Origin of the sequence: Bacteroides zhangwenhongii (assembly GCF_009193325.2) — a bacterium.
Lineage (GTDB): Bacteria > Bacteroidota > Bacteroidia > Bacteroidales > Bacteroidaceae > Bacteroides > Bacteroides zhangwenhongii.
Window position 1 is genome coordinate 959949 of record NZ_CP059856.1, and the last position, 20112, is coordinate 980060.

The following is a 20112-nucleotide window of genomic DNA, read 5'->3' on the forward strand; positions in this document are numbered from 1 at the left end:
CGTATTTAGTACTGTGAAAAGACGTGCTTTCTACTGCCATTACTGACAACTGCCACTTTATGCTTACTGGTCAGTGATTTTATCCGTTTGTGTTTCTGCTATTTGTTGATAATCAATTAAATATCTCTTATTTGTAGAATGGGTAGATACCACCGATTATTCCATTGTTTTATTTTTGTCAGTAGCCTTTTTCTCTTATTGTGTTTATATAAATTGAATTTGTAATACTGTTTGGAAGTTGGTAGGTATTATGCCACAAAAATATAAAAAAGGTAATAATTAAATACGTTTTGTCTCTTAACACGACTAAAATTCCAAAAGATATAGGGACAAAGGTGTCAGTTGTCAGTTGTGGCAGTTGTTTTTCCTTATGAATGTTTATTATCTTATTGGTATATAGTATATTAGCTGTGTTTCTTCTATGGGGTGACTGGCTGGTATATGTTTCTTTTACTGACATTTCAAATGTCTATTTTAAAATGATGGAGTGGTAGCTATTGTTTACATTGTCTTTGGGGCTGTTTATTAGCTTATTTTCCCTGGCTGTAAAGGTTGGTTGTGGCATTATATTTTGCCAAATAGCTATTGATGATAAAAATGAGTTCTAATGCTTCTTATATGGGGATAATAGAGTCTCATTTTATAAAGTGAGACTCTATTGTTGTAGTAGGTAATTTGTTGATTATTAATGTTATAGTTCTAAATAAGTCTGTTTGGATTCGTTGATATTGATCCGTCCTGTTTTCCGGTTGTTACATCCGAAATCCTCTCTATATTTGCATCGTGATTAAAACCGAAAAAGATAGTATTATGGAGACAATAGCTAACACTTACGACGACATTATCACCCGTTCTTATGAAGAATATTATCAGGTAATTCTTACCTATATTACTTATCGTATCACTCATCGCTACGAAGCTGAGGATCTAACCCAAGATGTATTTGTACGTCTGCTGGACTACAAACAAATGCTCCGTCCCGACACAGTGAAATATTTTCTGTTCACTATTGCCCGGAATATTGTAATCGACTATATCCGTCGTTATTATAAGAAGCAGGAGATAGACAGCTATATCTATGATACTATGTCTACTTCTACCAATGAAACCGAAGAAAAAATTATCGGTGATGATTTAATGACAATGGAACAGACCCGTCTGGCTGCCATGCCCGAACAACGTCGGTTAATTTATACATTAAACCGTTTTGAAAATAAAACTTCTCCGGAAATCGCTAATGAACTGAATCTAAGTTGTAGGACGGTAGAAAACCACCTGTTTCTTGGACGTCGTGAAATGCGCGAGTTCTTCCGAAATTGTATATAATCTTATTCATTAATAAATAACCCTTTGTGCTTATGGAAAAGGAGTCGGAATTTACAAAGAGGCACTTGTATGCCTTACTTTATTTTAGAGAACAAAAATTTAATATTACTTTTAAACCTCAAATTTAATTTTATGAAACGAAGAGGATTAATATTTAATTCACGACCGGGTAAAACTGCAGTGTTTACTTTGGGATTGATGTTGGGGCTGTGTCCTGTTTCTCAGGTATGGGCTGATGCGGATTTAAGTGACAATCAGGTAGTAATGCAGACGCAAAAGAAAGTGAAAGGTCAAGTGATTGATGCGACTGGCGAACCATTGATTGGTGTGAATATTAGCGTTATTGGTGGAACTGAAGGCACGATTACTGATATTGACGGGAATTACACGGTCAGTGTGCCGGCAGGTGCAAAATTGAAGTTTAGCTATATAGGCTATAAAGACCAGCTAGTGGAGGTGGGTACGCAAATTATTGTCAATGTGAAAATGCAGGAAGATAGTGAAGTTCTGGATGAAGTAGTTGTTGTGGGATATGGTTCACAGAAGAAAGAGACATTAACTGGTGCGGTGACAGTCGTTTCCGATAAAATGCTGGAAAATAAAGGTGCTATGTCGAGTCCTGTACAGGCATTGCAAGGGCAAGTACCGGGAGTTATTATTACCCGTTCCTCCGGTGCTCCGGGTGATGAAAGCTGGGGAATGAAACTGCGTGGTGCTGTATCGGCCAATTCCACAGACCCGTTAATCATTATTGATGGAGTAGAATACGAAAGTGTGAATGAACTTCGTTTGCTTAACTCTGCCGATATTGAATCCATCAACTTTTTAAAAGATGCTTCAGCGGCTATCTACGGATCGAAGGCAGCAGGTGGTGTTATTTTGGTGACCACCAAACAGGCTAAAGAAGGAAAGGCTAAAATAGAATATAGTGGTTCTTATACGCATAAATTTGTAGGTTTACAGCCTAAAATGATGAGTATTGACCAATGGAGTGAAGCTATTATTACTACTCGTCACAACGATGGTTTAGGTGATGATGACCAATGGATTAAATATGCACAGCTTGCTCAAGCTTATAAAGGTGGATATATTGATTTATCTAAAAATCCGAATCCGATACCCGCTTTCGGTGATGTGGACGATTATGTCTTTATGGATACTAACTGGCAGGATGTATTGTTTGGCAATGCAGGTTCTACGCAGCACAATTTGAGCGTATCCGGTGGAAACGAAAAGTCGTTGTATCGTCTTTCTGTAGGTTATATGTATGATGATAGTACATTGAAATGGGGAAATAATAATAATAAACGTTTCAATGTTCGTTTGACGAATACGGTAAAGTTGACGGATAGGTTTACTATCGAATCCGTGATGGCTTATAACCGCCAGGATCAGGTGTCTCCAACGATGATTGACAGGGTTCTGACTTCCAGTTATCCCCAGCCGGGATTGCCTTCCTCTACTATGGATGGCAAACCTTATCATTGGGGTGGAAATTATACTCCCAACTGGTATGCAGAACTGGGAGGTGATAATAAATTGAAAGTATCCGGTATTAATATTAGTGAGAATTTGAAGTATCAATTTACTTCTTACTTGGATGCAGTAGTCAATTTAGGTTACAATACATCTACTGCGACACGTGATGGGGTAAAGAACAGCATTACTTGGTACACCTATGACGGAACGTTGAGTACGGCAAAGACAAATGCTATCAATAATCCTAATCAGGCCTCTACGGAATATTCGAAATCTTTTGCCCGTACTGATTACTACTCTGTTTCAGGCTATCTGAATTATCACCAGACATTGGGAGAAAAACATAATGTTACAGCTATGCTTGGTGCACAATATAATTTGAAAGAGTATGATTATACAGTGGTGACAGCGAAGGATGTGCAGAGTTCATTGGAAATATTGAATGGATCGGGTGAAATAACATTGAAAAACTCGGCAAAAACTGCCGGTCCAAGTAAATGGCATGAAGCTATGATGTCATATTTCGGACGTTTCAATTACAATTACATGTCTAAGTATCTGTTGGAAATGAATCTCCGTTATGATGGTTCTTCTAAGTTCCGTCCTGAGAACCGATGGGATTTCTTTTATGGATTTTCGGGTGGATGGCGTCTTTCCGAAGAGGAATTTATGAAAAACGTGAAATTTGTCAATGAACTAAAATTGCGTCTTTCTTATGGAGTTGTTGGTAATCAGTCAGGTATTTCACGTTATGATGGTATGCAGTTATACAACTTTAATTCAGTCAATGGGGCTTACATTGGTGATGGAAGAATCTCCTATATTAAGACTAGCGGTGAAATTGCTACTATGGGACGTAGTTGGGAACGTATTCATAATTATAACTTAGGATTGGACTTTCATTTGTTTGACAGCCGCCTGCAGGGTACGGTAGAGTTGTTTATGAAGAAGAATAACAATATGCTGATAGCAGTTGCTTATCCGGGAATTCTGGGAGATAAAGCTCCTGCTTCCAATAGTGGAAAATTTGAAGCAAAAGGATATGAAGGAACTGTGACATGGTCGGATAAAATCGGAAAAGTGAACTATCATGTGGGAGGTACATTTACCTATGCTGATAATAAACTGGTAGACTATGGTGGAGTGACGGTATTTAAATCCGGCTTTGTAGACAAACAACAGGGATACTCGTTGAACTCGGTATTCGGTCTGAAATATTGTGGAAAGATTCAGACAGAAGAACAATTGCGCAAGTACATTTATAAATATTATAATAGTAACGGTATAGGTATGCCGAAGGATCTCCGTTTGGGTGATAATATGTATGAAGATGTAAACGGTGATGGTAAGTTGGATGAAAAGGATTATGTTTATTTGGGTTCGGATGACCCGAAAATTTCCTATTCGTTCAATGTCGGAATAGAATGGAATAATTTTGATTTATCCGCTGTGTTCCAAGGTGCGGCCAAACGAACCATTTTCCGTGACGAAAGTAATGATAACTATCGCATACCGATGCGTGCCGCTCATTTGAATTCAACGACACAATCTGTGGGAAATGTGTGGAGTCCTGATAATAGAGATGGACGCTATCCGACATATACTAATATTAAAACGATTAATAATTATAATTATCAGTGCTCTTCTTGGTCGGTAGAAAATGGTAATTATCTGCGTTTGAAGAGTTTGACATTAGGCTATAACTTCCCGGCTTCATTGCTTGGCAAGACGAAAGCGATCAGCAGACTTCGTATATATGTATCTGGAGCCGATTTGTGGGAAGTGAGTAAAATTAACGATGGATGGGACCCCGAAGCTTCACGCAAGGTATCCGGTAATGGACGTTTCCCGTTCAATCGTACTTGTACTGTCGGATTAGATGTAACCTTTTAATACTTAGAATATGAAAATAGTAAATACAATAAAAGCTATATTGCTGCTTTCAGTAGTGGTGACTTTACCGTCTTGCCTTGATCTTGATCCGCAAGATCAAATGTCGGATGCAAATTTGTGGCAGACTCCAAATGATTATAAACTGTATGCTAATCAGTTTTATGAATGGACTCGTGATTTTTCGAGTGCCGTATATGATGGTCCTCATAGTGATACCCGTTCGGACTTGATGACTTCAAGTAGCTACAATGAATACAGTAAGGGAATTAATAATATTCCAGTGTCGGATGGAAATTATACGGGAGCTTATACAAAGATTCGTTATGCTAATATTTTGTTACAAAAAGCAGAAAGTTATCCTAACCCGACAGACATAGCACGCTATGTTGCTGAAGCTAAGTTCTTTCGTGCATACGAATATTTTGATTTACTTCAGTTATTTGGAGATGTAATTGTGGTGACTGAACCTATTGATATCACCGATCCGAAAATGAATGCCCCTCGTGATGATCGTTCGAAAGTGGTAGATCTGATCATTGAAGATTTGAAGCAAGCCATTCCTGATTTACCGAAAGAGAATGCTATTGCAACAGCTGATAAGGGACGTGTTTCACAGGGAGCTGCCCAGGCTTTTCTTTCTCGTGTGGCGTTGTATGAAGGTACATGGCAGAAATTTAGGACAGGGGATGTAACTCGAATCAATGATTTGCTTGATATTGCTGCTGAGTCTGCTTGGGAAGTAATTGATAGTAAGCAGTATGAAATATTTAAACCGGCAGAATTAGGTACAGATGCTTATAAATATCTATTTATTTTAGAAGATGTTCAGTCCAATCCGGCTAATATTAAGAAAGATAAAAATAAGGAATATATTTTTTCACGTCGTCATGATGAAGTGATTGCTTCAATCGGTAAGAATATTACTAAGAATTGTTTTGCCAATGTACAATGGGTAACTCGTAAATTGGCGGAAATGTATTTGGGAGCGGATGGACTTCCAATTGACAATGCGCAGTCGACTGCCGGTGTTGACTATTCTACTCCAGACAACGAGTATGCAAAACGTGATAACCGCATGACGAATACTTTAATGGCACCGGGACGGAAATATTGGAATAACAATGCTTCTCATACCACTTGGACAGATGCGGATAAAGCTGCTTTTGATAATAAAGATTTCTATCCGACTAGTGGTAGTGGATATAACAATCAAAAATGGGCAACGGAACGTAATGTGAAAGATGAATATGAAGGATATGACTTTCCGATTATTCGTTATGCTGAAGTGTTACTGAATTATGCCGAAGCGGTATTTGAGAGAAATGCGGATGCAGAAGGTAACATCATGGATGCTTCTAAAGTGGATGCAGCATTGGTATATTTGAATGAGGTTCGTCAACGTGTGAATCCGAATATGCCGGGACTCACTACTTCTTTTGCTACTACTCATAATCTGAAAATGCGTGAAGAGATTCGCCGGGAGCGTACAGTGGAACTTTTCAATGAGGGCTTCCGTATTGATGATTTGAAACGTTGGAAAACTGCTGAAACGGAAATGCCGGAGAATATGTTAGGCGTAAAATGGAACACGTCCGGTGATTGGGCAACGTGGGCCGGAAAATGGTCTCCTTCTTATTCGTTGGAAGATGGCTGTTTGCTTATCGAAACCAATCGTGTGTGGAGTAATAAAAATTATCTTTATCCACTGCCGTCAGACCAACGTCAGTTGAATCCTAATATCGGTCAGAATCCGGGATGGTAACGTCGGGAAGAACTGATTTTATATGTTGAACCACTAGTGTCCCATTAAAATTGGGACGAATTAAAAATTAAATAAACTTGGCCCATTTGGTCCGAATCGTTCTTTGTCATTTTGAAATTTAGTTTTATCAAAGAGGTCTCTCAGATGAGTTTTATCAGTCAATGAGATGCTCAATATTTGTAGCACTTCGTATGTACTTCTATCCAGTTTCATATCGTGTTGAATGATTGCCACCAAACAGTAAGTGCATATTGCAGCATATATCTGTATTCGAACAGCATTCTCTGTAGTCCCCCAAAATCTTTTGATTTTAAGGTGCTGCTTTAGCCACTTGAAAAACAGCTCTACCTGCCAACGATTTTTATAAAGTTCAGCAACTTGAAGTGCAGATATATGCATGGCATTGGTTATGAATGTAAATTCTCGTTCTTGTTCTTCATCCCAATATTTAACCAGTCTAAGTGGCTCCGGATAATATTGTTTAGGATAGAATCCAGTTAGAAGTATGCTCGCGTCTGAAAACACATTCTTAGGCAGCCTACGTTTCCATTTGATGGATTTGTACCGAGGTTCTTTTTTGCTCTGACAACGAAGTAGGCTTCAATCTGATGAATCTTATACAGCATCTTGAAGTTGTTATAACCGCGGTCAAAGATGTAATAAGAGCCTGGTTCATAAGGAATCTCATTCATTACTTTAGAATCGTGTACGGATGCTTCCGTGATATGAAAGAATGCAGGTATCTGTGTTTCTATATCATATAATGTATGCACTTTGATACCACCTTTCTTCTTGCGGAATTTAGCCCACCAAAAGACTGAAAGGCACAGGTCAATAGTTGTCGAATCGAAAGCATAAACGTTGCCACCAAGTTTGAAAATATGAGTAACACGCTTTTCTCGTGCTTCGCTAACTAGGTAGTAAGCGTATTCTTCAAAGATATGATAGTCCCTATCTTGATTTGCTCGTGCCAGCGATGACTTTGATACGTTTTTACCCATTCCTAAATGATAACATTTGGAATGATGGGCTTCAAGCGCAACTATTAAATCTCGCAGACTTTCACGATTAGAAAGTTGACCGAACATCAAAGCAAGTAGTTGATTCCAGCAGGTGAAATGCTTCACATATTTGTCGCCATCATACTTGGCAACAATGCGGTTAAACTTACTTCGATTCAGAAACGAAGCCAACTGAGCAAAAACGTATTTGTCTTGGAACATATGCTATCAGATTAATCTGATACAAAGCTACGAATTCAAGTCCGTTCGCTCGAAAAACCTCTGTAACTAACTAAATTTCAAATATTTCAAAGAACTATTTTAGATTTTAATGGGACAGCAATGATGTTGAACATTAAAAAAATAGAATTATGAAATATACATTATTGAGTCTAGGCTTAGTGGCTGTTTTCTCATTGTCGGCATGTGATGACGGCAAGGTGTTTGGTGATGGGCTGGATGAAAAGACACTAATCTCCGAGATTGAATTGACCAATGTGGAGAATGGAAAATTAACATTGGCTGCAACTGTAGATTATACAGACTCTTTGATTACTTATAAATATTCTCCGGAACAACCGAGTAACCCTAAGGTTAAATGGACATCATCGAATGAAAAAGTAGCTACTGTGTCACAGGATGGACTTGTGCATGCTGTAAGTGCAGGTAAGGCAAATATTATGATTACTCCGGAAGTAGGCTTTGGTGCAACTGCTCTTTTTGAATTGACTGTTGTGCCTGAATTTAAGCCGATTACAGATTTTGAATTTACGGAAGCCGATAAGGCTGAGCTATTTGTTTCAGAAGAAAGGACATTGAAACCAACCATTCTTCCGGCAGACCGTACTTATTCGACGATAACATGGAAAAGTAGTGATACGTCTATTGTGACTGTAACGAAAGATGGTGTAGTGAGAGGTATTGATGGTGGAGAAGAAGGAAGAACTGTCACCATTACTGCTATTTCTTTGGATAGAGGAGGCTATGAGGAATCTTTTGAGCTAAAAATAATTCCGATAATTTATATTGATGAAATAATATTTGGAACACAAGCAGACTTGTTGCCGGGTGAGAGTATGAAACTGAACTTTACTACTTCTCCGGAGAATGCGACTGTAGCTTCTTTGGACTGGTCTAGTAGTGATCCGAATGTTGTAGAGGTAAGTGACCAAGGAGTTGTAACTGCCAAGAATTATGGTGAAGTTACTATTACAGCTACTACAACTGAGAAACAAAAGTTTACCACAACTGTGAAAGTACCTTATGGTCTGATGAAATATTCATTTGAAGAAACTAACAAACCTTGGTATGCAAACAATGCGGCTGATAAAGGTGAAGTTAAGGATGGAAAATATGTATTAAATATGAAACTAAATAATACACGAGATAAGCAACGTGCCGATTTAAGCCTCATAAACGGTGGTAAACTTTCACCTGATTTATCAGAATCGGAAAAGAGTATGAAGGTTTATGTTAATACAGATTATTCTATTGTTGCTATAAAATTTGGTAGTATTAGTTTTGAGAAGGGTAAAACTGATGCAAAAAGTTATCCTACTATAAAGTTTGATGTTGTACCTAAAGAGGGTACTGGTTTTGGTGAGTATGGAAATAATGCAAATACATTTACTGGAAAGCTTACGAAGGATGGAGCAGAGGTTATATATTATGATATCAAAAATGGTACATTTAAAGGTAGTTCGTTAGAGGAAGGAACGACCGAACTTAAAACTTTCCAATTTAAAATAGAAGCTCCTGGAGCTAGTACATCTTTCTATGATGTATATTGGGTTCGTACCTTTAAGACGTTAGATGATTTGAAAGCTTTTGTTGAACAAGAAAATAAGAATTGATAAACTATGAGAACAAAAATATATATATTATCAACGATGCTTGCACTCAATTTGAGTGCATGCACCGATATCGAAGATGGTACCACTGATATTGATTCATGGCCAGCTATAAATGAATATACATTGAATCATCCTTGTATGCTTCATACGGATGCTGATTTTACTTATGTGAAGTCTAAATTAACTCAGTCTCCTTGGAGCGAAGGATTAGCTAAATTGAAAGATTCGGGATATTCCTATTCTAATTATACTCCTGAAGCACAAGAGATCTTGGGACGTATGGATAAAACGAATTGGTCTGCTGCTTTTCCTGATTGGTGGAATAATTATACTTATTTCTACGAAGATGCGGCAGCAGCTTACCAATTAGCCCTTCGCTGGAAACTAGAAAATGATTTAGCCTGTGGACAAGCTGCAGTTAGAATCTTGAATGAGTGGGCTACTACTTGCAAAGGACTTGTTCGTGTCAAGAGTCTTGCCAACGATAGAACGTATGATCCGAATGGAGAAATTGCCGACCCGAATGAATATTTGATTTCTATTAATGTTCATCAGATAGTAAATGCTGCAGAAATCATGCGTACAGACGAAACTCTTTTCAAGAAGGATGAACTGGCTGCATTTCAAACAATGGTAAAGAATGTTTTTTATCCGGCTGCTTCTGATTTTCTGGCTCATAAAGAAAGTTGCAAACAGCACAGTTGGTTAAATTGGGATTTGGCACAGATGACTTCTATTTTGTCTATTGGTATTCTTTGTGATGATCAGGATATGATTAATGAGGCTATTCTTTATTTTAAATATGGAGTAGGAAATGGTTGTATTGACAATGCAGTACCTTTTCTTCATCAAGATCCGGATGGTCATGGAATGTTAGGGCAAGGACAGGAGTCCGGTCGTGATCAGGGGCATGCAACGCTTTGTGTTTCTTTGATGGGAGCATTCTGCCAAATGGCATATAATATCGGTGAGGATTTGTTTGCTTATGATGGAAACAAGGTGCTTGCTATGGCTGAATATACGGCTAAATATAATTTGTGGAAAGACTTTGATGATACTTCTTCCACGTCAGATGAGAAGTTTGTGTATCGTAAAAAAGATTTCCCATATACCTATTATGAGAATTGTAGCTGGCAGTGCCCTGAACTTTCTTCTCAGGAAAAGAATGATAAATCGAGAGGTGAAATACGTCCTTGTTGGGCTTTGATTTATAATCATTATAAAACCAAAGGCTTGGATGCATATTATACCAAACAGTTTATGGATGGCATGGGTGTCGAAGGTGGTGGAGGACATTACGGAGACACAAGTGGTGGATTTGACCAATTAGGGTTTGGTACACTAATGTACACAAGAGAATAAAATATTATTTTCTAAAAATAATTATGAGGGGATTAGGTATTTACCTAATCCCCTTCGTATATATAAGCAAATAGGTCAGTAAATAGATTGTTTAAAAAAAGAGATAAGATTCAGTTTTACGGCTGATTAGTTTTATATGAGGTAGAAAGAACCTGTTTTTAGGAATAACACTTGAATTTAGAAAAGAATTATTAGTTAGGTACTATGCGTAAAAAGATTCTGTTTTTAGCAGGAATGATGGCTTGCTGTTCATTGGCAGGTGCACAAGAAATTTCTAAGACCTGGGTGGCTGATAAGGGAAATGGAACTTATCAGAACCCGGTTCTTCATGCAGACTATTCGGATCCGGATGTATGTGCAGCCGGAGATGATTTCTATATGACAGCATCCAGTTTTAATTGTATTCCCGGAATTCCTATTCTTCATTCCAATGACTTGGTGAATTGGTCGCTGGTAAACTATGCGTTACCAGTTCAGGAGCCGGAAGAATTCTTCGATAAGGCACAGCATGGTAAAGGCGTATGGGCACCGGCTATTCGTTTTCATAACGGGGAGTTCTACATTTACTGGGGTGATCCGGATTATGGAATCTATATGATTAAAACCAAAGACCCGAAAGGAAAATGGAGCAAGCCTGTATTGGTGAAAGCCGGGAAAGGTATGATTGATGCCACTCCTTTGTGGGACGAAGACGGAAAAGTATATCTGATACATGCTTATGCCGGAAGCCGTAGCGGAGTGAATAGTATTCTCGTTATTTGCGAACTGAATGCAGAGGGAACAGAAGTAATTTCCGATCCGGTGATGGTATTTGACGGAAATGATGGAAAGAACCATACGGTAGAAGGACCGAAGCTTTACAAACGCAACGGATACTACTATATTTTTGCTCCGGCAGGTGGGGTAGCAACCGGTTGGCAATTAGTACTTCGCTCGAAGAACATTTACGGCCCCTACGAATCGAAGATCGTAATGGCGCAAGGAAAGACAAATATCAACGGGCCTCATCAAGGCGGTTGGGTAGATACGAATACAGGAGAATCCTGGTTCGTTCATTTTCAAGATAAAGGAGCTTACGGACGCGTGATTCATCTGAATCCGATGACTTGGGTAAATGATTGGCCTGTAATCGGAGTAGACAAGGATAAAGATGGTTGCGGTGAACCGGTAACGACCTATAAGAAACCGAATGTAGGAAAGATATATCCGATAGCCACTCCGCCGGAGAGTGATGAATTCAATACCCGTCATTTGGGGGTACAATGGCAATGGCATGCCAATAAAAAAGACACTTACGGGTTCACGACTGACTTGGGGTATATTCGTCTTTATGCAGGTAGCCTCTCGAAAGAATTTGTGAACTTCTGGGAAGTTCCTAACTTGTTGATGCAAAAGTTTCCGGCTGAAGAGTTTACAGCTACGACCAAGTTGACATTTACTGCCAAGCAGGATGGGGAACAAACCGGAATCATTGTGATGGGATGGGATTATAGCTATCTCTCCATTCGTAAGGCGGGAGACCAGTTTATTCTGCAACAAGCAGTCTGCAAGGATGCGGAACAGCAAAATCCCGAACAGATAAAAGAATTGGCAAACATTCCGGTGGAACATCTGAAGATGCCGGGAGTAGCAGATAATGAGTGGCAAACAGTTTACTTGCAAGTAAAGGTTCGAAAAGGAGCCGTTTGTACATTCGCTTATAGTTTGGACGGAAAGAAATACACGACAGTGGGAGAGCCTTTCACAGCCCGACAAGGCAAATGGATCGGAGCCAAAGTTGGAGTATTTTGCGTAACTCCGAATGAGGGCAATCGTGGATGGGCAGATGTAGACTGGTTCAGAGTCAATTAAAAATTAAGAATTAGAAATTAAAGTAGATATATCAGATTAAGATGAAAAAGATTGTAGTAGGTCTGGCTGTGGTGTTAGGTTTTTGTATGTGTACTCACAAGCCTTCCGGTACATTGGATGTGAATAAGGCATTGGACTATTGCGCAAAGCAGACACAACGTACACTTACGGAACTGGAAACAGATTCCGGAATTGACTATACGATGATGCCGCGTAATATCATGGCTGACGAACAACATTGGAATTGTCGTAAGGCGACGAAGGAGGAGTGGTGTGCTGGTTTTTGGCCGGGAGTACTTTGGTATGATTACGAATATACAAAAGATAAGCAAGTGTTGGAAGAAGCAGAGAATTTCACTCACTCATTGAAGTTTCTTTCTCATATTCCAGCTTACGATCACGATTTGGGATTTCTTGTATTTTGTAGCTATGGAAATGGTTACCGTCTGACTAAGAATCCGGCATATAAACAGGTGATATTGGACACTGCCGATACATTGGCTACCTTGTTCAATCCAATCGTAGGAACAATTCTTTCATGGCCTCGTGAGGTAGAACCGCGTAATTGGCCTCACAATACAATCATGGACAATATGATTAATCTGGAAATGCTTTTCTGGGCAGCTAAGAATGGTGGTAATCCTTATTTGTATGACATTGCCGTGTCTCATGCGGACAAAACGATGAAAAGCCAGTTCCGTCCTGATTATACTTCTTATCATGTGGCTGTATATGATACAATCACAGGCAATCTGATTAAAGGTGTTACTCACCAGGGATATGCCGATAGTACAATGTGGGCGCGTGGACAGGCATGGGCTATTTATGGATATACTGTGGTCTATCGTGAGACAAAAGATCCTAAATACTTGGATTTTGCTCAGAAGGTAACGGATGTTTATTTAGACAGACTCCCTGAGGATAAAGTTCCTTATTGGGATTTTGATGATCCGAGTATACCGAATGCTCCCCGTGATGCTTCGGCAGGAGCGGTGGTTGCTTCTGCTTTGCTCGAATTGTCTACCTACCTTCCTAATGGAACAGGAAAACGTTATAAGGATGCGGCAATCGAGATGTTGACGAGTCTCAGCTCCGACAGTTACCAGAGTGGTGAAAGCAAACCTTCTTTCTTGCTCCATAGTGTAGGGCACTGGCCGAATCACTCGGAAATAGACGCTTCTATCATTTATGCCGATTACTATTATATCGAAGCATTGTTGAGGTTGAAACGTCTGCAAGAAGGATACGGAGTGCTTGGATAATAAGGCTCTTTTGAATACTGGTAAGAATAATAAATGCTCTGCAAGAAAGATTCATTCGTTGCAGAGCATTTTTACTGGTTAGGTTTGGACCTATTTATTGTTTTACCTTAATGATGTCATAATTCAAATCACTAACGGCTTCCTGTAGACTGTCATTTACCAATCGAAGAGTTGTATCATTCACAATTACGAAATACATGGGAGCTTCACCACTTTTCGGGGTTAATTTGACTGCAGTAACAGGTTTTTTGTTTACCACCTTATGTATTGTCTGTTGCTTTCCATTGGAAGTGAAAGTCTTGTTCTGACCTTGGCCTTGAGCGTCCAGGTAAGTCATATCCAGTGTGTAAGTAGTATCAACACCATCAGTTGCAGCATTCAGGGTTAACACATAATCGATACCCGGACCGTCGGCAGCAGGAAGAGTACCGGCATAGACTTCTGTCATTTCGGTAATCGGAGTCATAGCGAGGGCAAGACTGTCTGCTTGTGCCTCTGCGGCTTTGTTGGCTTTTGATTGGCAAGATGCCAAAGCAGCTACGACGGCTGCTAACATAATTACTTTTTTCATTGCTAAGTGCTTTAAGTTAATATAAATATAGTGAGCTATCGCTCGGTTTTACTTTACTCCTCTTCCCGTTTGATGACAAGTAGTTTGTCTACTCGTCCCCGATCCATATCCACTACTTCGAATTGCAGATTCTTGTATGTGAAGATGTCTCCGGCTTTCGGGATACGACCAATCAGGAACATTGCCAGTCCGCCTAAAGTTGTGAAGTCTTCGGATTTCAGGTCTTCGTATGATAAAATTCCCATCTCTTCCATAAAATCGTCAATGTTCATTGAAGCTTCTACCAACATCGAACCATCCTGCCTTGTGACGATTTCTTCTTCTTCCGTTTCGTCCTCTTCAAGGATGTCTCCGAAGATACTTTCCGTCAGGTCGTGCAGTGTGATAATACCTTCCGTACTACCATACTCGTTAACAACAACTCCGAACTTGTTTTTGTTCTTCTTAAATAGCTCTAAAACTTTATTTGCATACAAACTTTCCGGAATAAAGAGAGGGGGACGGGCTATTTCACGTAAGTTAAATTTCTGCTGGTTACCGACCATCAGGATAATATCTTTCACGGACACTACACCGATAATCTCATCTTTCCGTTCGTCTACCAATAGATATTTGCTGTAATGTTCCTCTTCGATCACTTTCATTACCTTTTCCCGCGTATCATCCGGATGGAGGATAATGAGATCCCTGCGGTGTGTCATCAACTCATTGGCTCGCTTGTCCGAGAAGCGGAACACATCACGTATCATTTCCGTTTCCTCTTTGTCAATCACACCCTGTTCCGAGCTTTGGTGAAGAATCATCTTAATCTCCTCCTGTGTCATAGGGCGTTCTTCGCTTTTCAGACCGATGAGCTTATTCAACAAACGGGTGGATATACTGAGTAACCAAACAAAGGGGTAGGAGACTTTTGTCAGCAGAATCATAATCGGACTGAATAAGATGGCATATTTCTCCGGATTACTAAGAGCAATGGATTTAGGGACCAATTCTCCGATAATGAGAGAAAGATAGGTAATGACTGCTACCGTAGTAATCATGGCAAGATTACGCGCATAAGCTTCAGCTCCCGGAATAAGGGAGAAGAGAGGAACGAGATCATCGGCAATGGCTACTCCACCATACGCACCGGATACGATACCGATCAGGGTAATACCTATCTGGATGGTGGATAAGAACTTTTCCGGTTCTTCCAACTGTTTCAGAACTCCGCGTGCGGATTTGTTACCTTTAGCGACAAGTGTTTCAAGACGTGCTTTGCTGGATGATACCAGCGCAATTTCATACATGGCAAAAATGCCATTCAGTATGAGTAAGAAAAGAATTATAAGAAATTCCATAAATGGATTAAAATGGTTATTGCTTCGAAATTACATGAAATCAAGACACTATGCAAATCTGTGTAATAGATTAATGATTTTTTAATACTAGTGGGGTCTTTTTATCGGAAAAAGAAAAGGAGATACAAAGGTTGTAAAACCAACGTATCTCCTTTTTCCGTCCAATTCAGGAAGGATGTCTGTTATTTTTTAGCATAAGTATCTGCCTTTGCTTTGGCTCGTTCGATTCGCTTCATTGTATCGGGATGTGAAGAGAACATCTTTTGGAGATAAGAAGGCTTTTCTGCACCTTCTGAGAGTTTTGCCAGCTTGGTCAGCGAATTAGCCATGGCATAAGGGTCGATACCATTCTTTACACAGAACTCTACACCGTAATCGTCGGCTTCGCCTTCTTGTTTTTGTGAATATTGCGCACCTGCCAATGCTTCGGCCATAGCTCCGAGTTCAGAGTCGGTCAGTTTGGCAACCTTGTCGCTGGTAGCACCGGCTGCATTCTTTATTGCCGAACGAAGGTAGGCGTTCTTCATGGCGTCTTTTGAATCGGTATGAACTACATGACCGATTTCGTGACCTACTACGGCCATGACTTCTTCGTCAGTCATTACATCCATTAGTCCGGCACAGATACGTACACTGCCGTCACCACAGGCAAATGCATTGATATCTACTACTTCATATACGCCGAAGTTCAGTTTTAGCCCGTCTACTTCTTTAATATGCCCGGTCAGTTTTTCCAGGCGTTTGCCGTATTCCGTATCCGGTTTGGTCAATGGATTGTGAGTGTCCATCCATTCCATGTATTCCTTACTCATGTTGGCAATATCGGCATCAGATAATGTTACGGCTGATACTACGTCTTTGCCGGCTTGTAATGCTTTCCCTAAATTAAACTTTTTGCCGAACTGTGCAGATGCTGTCATACCCATTCCTAAGAGGATAAAGGCGATCATAGTAATTTGTCTTTTCATACTTTTTAAAGTTTTTATGTTAATATTCAAATGTAATTCCTAAGGTAGGGAGTAAGGTCCCACTTGACTGCTTGATACGTTTCATTCTATAATGCTGACTATCGGCTGGAGCTTCCGGGTTATCGATAACACCGGTACTCATCAGTACGTCCTGTTGTTTTAGCTTGCTTACGGTGATATTCTGCAAATCCAGATAGAATCCCAGCATACAGTGTTTCAGGTAAAAAGTCTTATCCACACGGATATCTACTTGGGCAAAGGCGGGAAGGCGTTCCTTATTATACTTCGAATAGTCATAATATGCCTTTCCTTGTGCATCCCAGGCAGATACCAGAGAGGACTTCTCTTCATCGTAGGGGGTATAGGGAGCACCGCCGATACAACTGACTTTCATTCCGACGCTCCATAGATGCGGGAGATTGTAAGTTCCCCGTAGATTGAAGATATATCGGTTATCCCATGCGGATGCGATGTATTCACTTTCTTTATTGTTACGGTATTCACTTTTGAACAGGGTGAAAGAAGAAGCCAGGTTCAACTTTTTGGCAATTAACCATTTTACTAAGATTTCTGCTCCATAAGAACGCCCTTGTGCGGTGGAAGTTAGCAGTTCATTGCCAATCACTCCGTAATCATTTCCTTTGCAGGCCAGTGGAATGCCGTCTACAACGGAGAGCGGAATCTTATCATAATCTTTGTAGAATCCTTCAATGGAAACTTCAAAAGTGTCTCCTTTCCGCCAACTGACTCCCAAACTTTCCTGACTGACTTTCATATAGCGGAGGTTGTATTTGTTGGCGTATGCTCCATGATTGTTTTTAAATCCAAGCGCCGTATATGGAGGAAGCTGATAATAAAGTCCGGCATTGCCGCTTACAAACCAGTGATCGGTTAACTGATAAGAAAGCGATATGCGGGGTGATAATTGGTCGGAGAGGGATTTCATTGCCGATGAATAGTTATTGGCATCGGCCCGTAACCCTAAAGAAGCAGTGAAACGTTCATCCATTGAAGAATAGTTGACAGTACCGAAAATTCCCCATCGTAAAATATCCAGATAGGTGTGATAATCGAATATTTGTGCCTGATTCGTGTATATCTTTTGAAAAGTTGTATTAGAGTATTGGCTATAGTCTAAGTTCACTCCAAGATTGATTTTCCAGTTTCGGATAGAGGATTTGTTCTCGAAACGGAACTTCGTTTCTTGTTCGGTAGAACGGAGGCGAAGCATTAGATTGTCCGGAACACTTTCGTCATTCTGGCGGTATTTCGTGTTACGGTTGTTCAGATAACTGTGACTGACGACTATTGATTGTACATGTGCTCCTGTGTAGTGTCGGTAAACAGAACCCAATGTAAACGTCTCCTGCTTGATCTTAGGCAGGTAGCTTAGAATGTATTCGTTGTCTTCACTATCCGCTTTTGTGTTCAAACGCATATTGTCGATTCCTCCCAATCCTAAAATAGTCAGTTCATTTTGTTTGTTGAACCTGGTTTTCAATTTGAACTGTGCGTCTGTGAAGGTCGGCAAGAAAGGGAGGTCAAGCATATCAAAAAGGAATTGCAGATAGGATTGGCGTACGGATACCAGATAAGAAGTCTTTTTCCCGATATGCCCGTTGGAAGCAAGGGAGACTTCAGAAGCTCCAAGTGTTGCTTTCAACGAGTTGCGTTCCATATCTCCGTCACGCAATTTGAAATCGAGGACAGAACTGAGTGCATTTCCTTTATCTGTAGGGAAAGCACCGGTATAAAAATTGACTTCACGTATCAGGTCGGCATTGAGGATACCTACGGGACCACCGGAAGCTCCTTGCGTGCTGAAATGGTTGATGTTGGGAATTTCTATTCCGTCCAGATAGAAACGGTTTTCAGAAGGGGAACCGCCACGTACGATCAAGTCGTTGCGGTAGCCTATTGGTGAAAAGGCAACTCCGGGATAAGACTGTACGATTCGTGAGATGTCCCGGTTGGCTCCCGGACTCTTTTCTATTTCTTGTAGTCCTATAATACGCAGGCTGACAGGACTTTCCAAATCACGCCGGAAAGGGGAAGCTGTGACAGTAATTCCTTCGAGCTCCGTCAGGTTCTCTTCCATCTCTATCGAGATATTCAAATTCCTGGTGGATAAGATATATTCAGGCGTAGTGACACTTTTGTAGCCGATAGCAGTTGCTTGTAAACGATAGATGCCGGGAGGCACCTGCTCTATTGTAAAGTGCCCTTCTGCATTGGTTACGCCACCTTTATTCAGTCCGAAGACCGTTACATTGATAAACTCTAATGGTTGACGGCTGTTTTTGTCTATTACTGTTCCCTTTATCTGATGCACAGGCTGAGCCTGAATCAGGAGAAGCAGAAAACTGCAAAAAAAGAAAAAGGTAAGAAGTCGCTTCATACAATTAGAGTTTAGTGGTGCAAAAATACATAAATTGTTTTATTTCTCATTTATAAGTTCTATTTTTGTGAGACCTATTAAACAGATTCTTTGACGAAAATGTAAATTTGATTACTGGCGATGATGCGATGAAGGCGCACATTGTTCAGAAGACATGAAAGAATTATATATTAAAATAGAATAATACACAATGAAAAAACTTCTGTTAATTACTCTTTTTCTTGGTTGGGCAGCTCTCTCTTTTGCTGCCAAAGTAGATACCTTATTGATTAAAAGTCCTTCCATGAATAAGGATGTGAAGGTGGTAGTAGTAACTCCGGATGTAGCATTGGGAAAAAAAGCGATAGCTTGCCCCGTTCTTTATCTGTTACACGGCTACGGAGGAAATGCCAAAACATGGATTGGAATAAAACCGAATCTTCCACAAATAGCGGATGAAAAGGGAATGATTTTTGTTTGTCCGGATGGGAAAAATAGCTGGTACTGGGATAGTCCGCTCAATCCGTCATATCGTTACGAGACGTTCATTTCATCGGAGTTGGTTAAGTATATTGACGAGCATTATAAAACGATTGCTGATCGGAAAGGACGTGCTATTACCGGATTGAGTATGGGTGGACATGGAGCAATGTGGAATGCGATCCGTCATAAAGATATATTTGGCGGTGCTGGAACGACAAGTGGTGGAATGGATATCCGTCCTTTTCCGAAGAACTGGGAAATGTCCAAGCAGTTAGGAGATTATGATTCAAATAAAGAAGTGTGGGATAATCATACTGTTATCAATCAGATAGATGGTCTTGAAAATGGAGATTTAGCCATTATAATCGATTGTGGTGAGAGCGATTTCTTCCTGAAGGTGAATCAGAATTTACACCATCGTTTGTTGGAGAAAAAGATTGACCATGATTTTATTACCCGTCCGGGAGCACATAACGGACAGTATTGGAATAACTCTATTGACTATCAGATACTTTTCTTCGATAAGTTTTTCAAGAAATAAATTGTATTGATATGATTGGTGCACTATATTAGTGCCATGATTG

The 20112-nt window shown here is 40.0% G+C and carries 12 protein-coding genes and 1 pseudogene; 8 read left to right on the top strand and 5 right to left on the bottom strand.

The genetic code is table 11. The features are described 5' to 3' along the window. Nucleotides 1-810: 810 nt before the first annotated feature. The 3 genes from GD630_RS03805 to GD630_RS03815 all read left to right on the top strand — a co-directional run bounded on the left by GD630_RS03805 (nucleotide 811) and on the right by GD630_RS03815 (nucleotide 6460). Nucleotides 811-1326: an RNA polymerase sigma-70 factor gene (locus tag GD630_RS03805; RefSeq protein ID WP_143868259.1), complete on the top strand. Its 516-nt coding sequence runs from the start codon at nucleotides 811-813 to the stop codon at nucleotides 1324-1326. A gap of 69 nt (nucleotides 1327-1395) precedes the next feature. Beyond that, the gene (locus tag GD630_RS03810) at nucleotides 1396-4698 is read left to right on the top strand and encodes a SusC/RagA family TonB-linked outer membrane protein (RefSeq protein ID WP_143868261.1); all 3303 of its coding nucleotides are present in this window, start codon (nucleotides 1396-1398) and stop codon (nucleotides 4696-4698) included. 10 nt (nucleotides 4699-4708) lie between these two features. Continuing rightward, on the top strand, nucleotides 4709-6460 hold the full coding sequence (locus GD630_RS03815; protein ID WP_143868262.1) for a RagB/SusD family nutrient uptake outer membrane protein: 1752 nt from the start codon (nucleotides 4709-4711) through the stop codon (nucleotides 6458-6460). A 60-nt stretch (nucleotides 6461-6520) separates the two neighbouring features. Here the strand turns inward: GD630_RS03815 and GD630_RS03820 are convergent. Beyond that, nucleotides 6521-7683 (bottom strand): annotated as a pseudogene (locus GD630_RS03820) (IS4 family transposase). 149 nt (nucleotides 7684-7832) lie between these two features. Here GD630_RS03820 and GD630_RS03830 point away from each other — a divergent pair. The 4 genes from GD630_RS03830 to GD630_RS03845 all read left to right on the top strand — a co-directional run bounded on the left by GD630_RS03830 (nucleotide 7833) and on the right by GD630_RS03845 (nucleotide 13789). Further along, nucleotides 7833-9314: an Ig-like domain-containing protein gene (locus tag GD630_RS03830; RefSeq protein WP_143864769.1), complete on the top strand. Its 1482-nt coding sequence runs from the start codon at nucleotides 7833-7835 to the stop codon at nucleotides 9312-9314. Nucleotides 9315-9320: 6 nt separating this feature from the next. Beyond that, nucleotides 9321-10676 carry an alginate lyase family protein gene (locus GD630_RS03835; protein WP_143864768.1) on the top strand — a complete coding sequence of 452 codons (1356 nt, stop codon included), beginning with the start codon at nucleotides 9321-9323 and terminating at the stop codon, nucleotides 10674-10676. Between the two features lie 204 nt (nucleotides 10677-10880). Then, entirely contained in the window at nucleotides 10881-12527 is a 1647-nt protein-coding gene (locus GD630_RS03840) for a glycoside hydrolase family 43 protein (protein WP_143864767.1), read from the top strand. A gap of 41 nt (nucleotides 12528-12568) precedes the next feature. Further along, nucleotides 12569-13789, top strand: coding sequence for a glycoside hydrolase family 88 protein (locus GD630_RS03845; RefSeq protein WP_143864766.1), 1221 nt, complete (start codon nucleotides 12569-12571; stop codon nucleotides 13787-13789). Between the two features lie 94 nt (nucleotides 13790-13883). On the opposite strand, the gene GD630_RS03850 is transcribed toward GD630_RS03845, so the two are convergent. The 4 genes from GD630_RS03850 to GD630_RS03865 all read right to left on the bottom strand — a co-directional run bounded on the left by GD630_RS03850 (nucleotide 13884) and on the right by GD630_RS03865 (nucleotide 19066). Beyond that, the gene (locus GD630_RS03850) at nucleotides 13884-14360 is read right to left on the bottom strand and encodes a copper resistance protein NlpE (RefSeq protein WP_007754320.1); all 477 of its coding nucleotides are present in this window, start codon (nucleotides 14358-14360) and stop codon (nucleotides 13884-13886) included. A gap of 53 nt (nucleotides 14361-14413) precedes the next feature. Continuing rightward, entirely contained in the window at nucleotides 14414-15700 is a 1287-nt protein-coding gene (locus GD630_RS03855) for a hemolysin family protein (protein WP_007759053.1), read from the bottom strand. Between the two features lie 182 nt (nucleotides 15701-15882). Next, nucleotides 15883-16668, bottom strand: coding sequence for a M48 family metallopeptidase (locus GD630_RS03860; RefSeq protein ID WP_143864765.1), 786 nt, complete (start codon nucleotides 16666-16668; stop codon nucleotides 15883-15885). Nucleotides 16669-16687: 19 nt separating this feature from the next. Continuing rightward, nucleotides 16688-19066 (bottom strand): TonB-dependent receptor, encoded by a 2379-nt coding sequence (locus GD630_RS03865; protein ID WP_143864764.1) that lies wholly within the window; start codon nucleotides 19064-19066, stop codon nucleotides 16688-16690. Between the two features lie 190 nt (nucleotides 19067-19256). Between GD630_RS03865 and GD630_RS03870 the strand changes: the two genes are divergently transcribed. Beyond that, a complete protein-coding gene (locus GD630_RS03870) occupies nucleotides 19257-20069 on the top strand; it encodes an alpha/beta hydrolase (protein WP_143864763.1) in 813 nt (270 codons plus the stop codon). Nucleotides 20070-20112: the final 43 nt, after the last annotated feature.

Coding starts and splice junctions, on each gene's coding strand:
- GD630_RS03840 (WP_143864767.1), top strand. CDS start 10,881: ATGCGTAAAAAGATTCTGTTTTTAGCAGGAATGATGGCTTGCTGTTCA.
- GD630_RS03810 (WP_143868261.1), top strand. CDS start 1,396: ATGCCTTACTTTATTTTAGAGAACAAAAATTTAATATTACTTTTAAAC.
- GD630_RS03815 (WP_143868262.1), top strand. CDS start 4,709: ATGAAAATAGTAAATACAATAAAAGCTATATTGCTGCTTTCAGTAGTG.
- GD630_RS03830 (WP_143864769.1), top strand. CDS start 7,833: ATGAAATATACATTATTGAGTCTAGGCTTAGTGGCTGTTTTCTCATTG.
- GD630_RS03835 (WP_143864768.1), top strand. CDS start 9,321: ATGAGAACAAAAATATATATATTATCAACGATGCTTGCACTCAATTTG.
- GD630_RS03870 (WP_143864763.1), top strand. CDS start 19,257: ATGAAAAAACTTCTGTTAATTACTCTTTTTCTTGGTTGGGCAGCTCTC.
- GD630_RS03855 (WP_007759053.1), bottom strand. CDS start 15,700: ATGGAATTTCTTATAATTCTTTTCTTACTCATACTGAATGGCATTTTT.
- GD630_RS03860 (WP_143864765.1), bottom strand. CDS start 16,668: ATGAAAAGACAAATTACTATGATCGCCTTTATCCTCTTAGGAATGGGT.
- GD630_RS03865 (WP_143864764.1), bottom strand. CDS start 19,066: ATGAAGCGACTTCTTACCTTTTTCTTTTTTTGCAGTTTTCTGCTTCTC.
- GD630_RS03845 (WP_143864766.1), top strand. CDS start 12,569: ATGAAAAAGATTGTAGTAGGTCTGGCTGTGGTGTTAGGTTTTTGTATG.
- GD630_RS03805 (WP_143868259.1), top strand. CDS start 811: ATGGAGACAATAGCTAACACTTACGACGACATTATCACCCGTTCTTAT.
- GD630_RS03850 (WP_007754320.1), bottom strand. CDS start 14,360: ATGAAAAAAGTAATTATGTTAGCAGCCGTCGTAGCTGCTTTGGCATCT.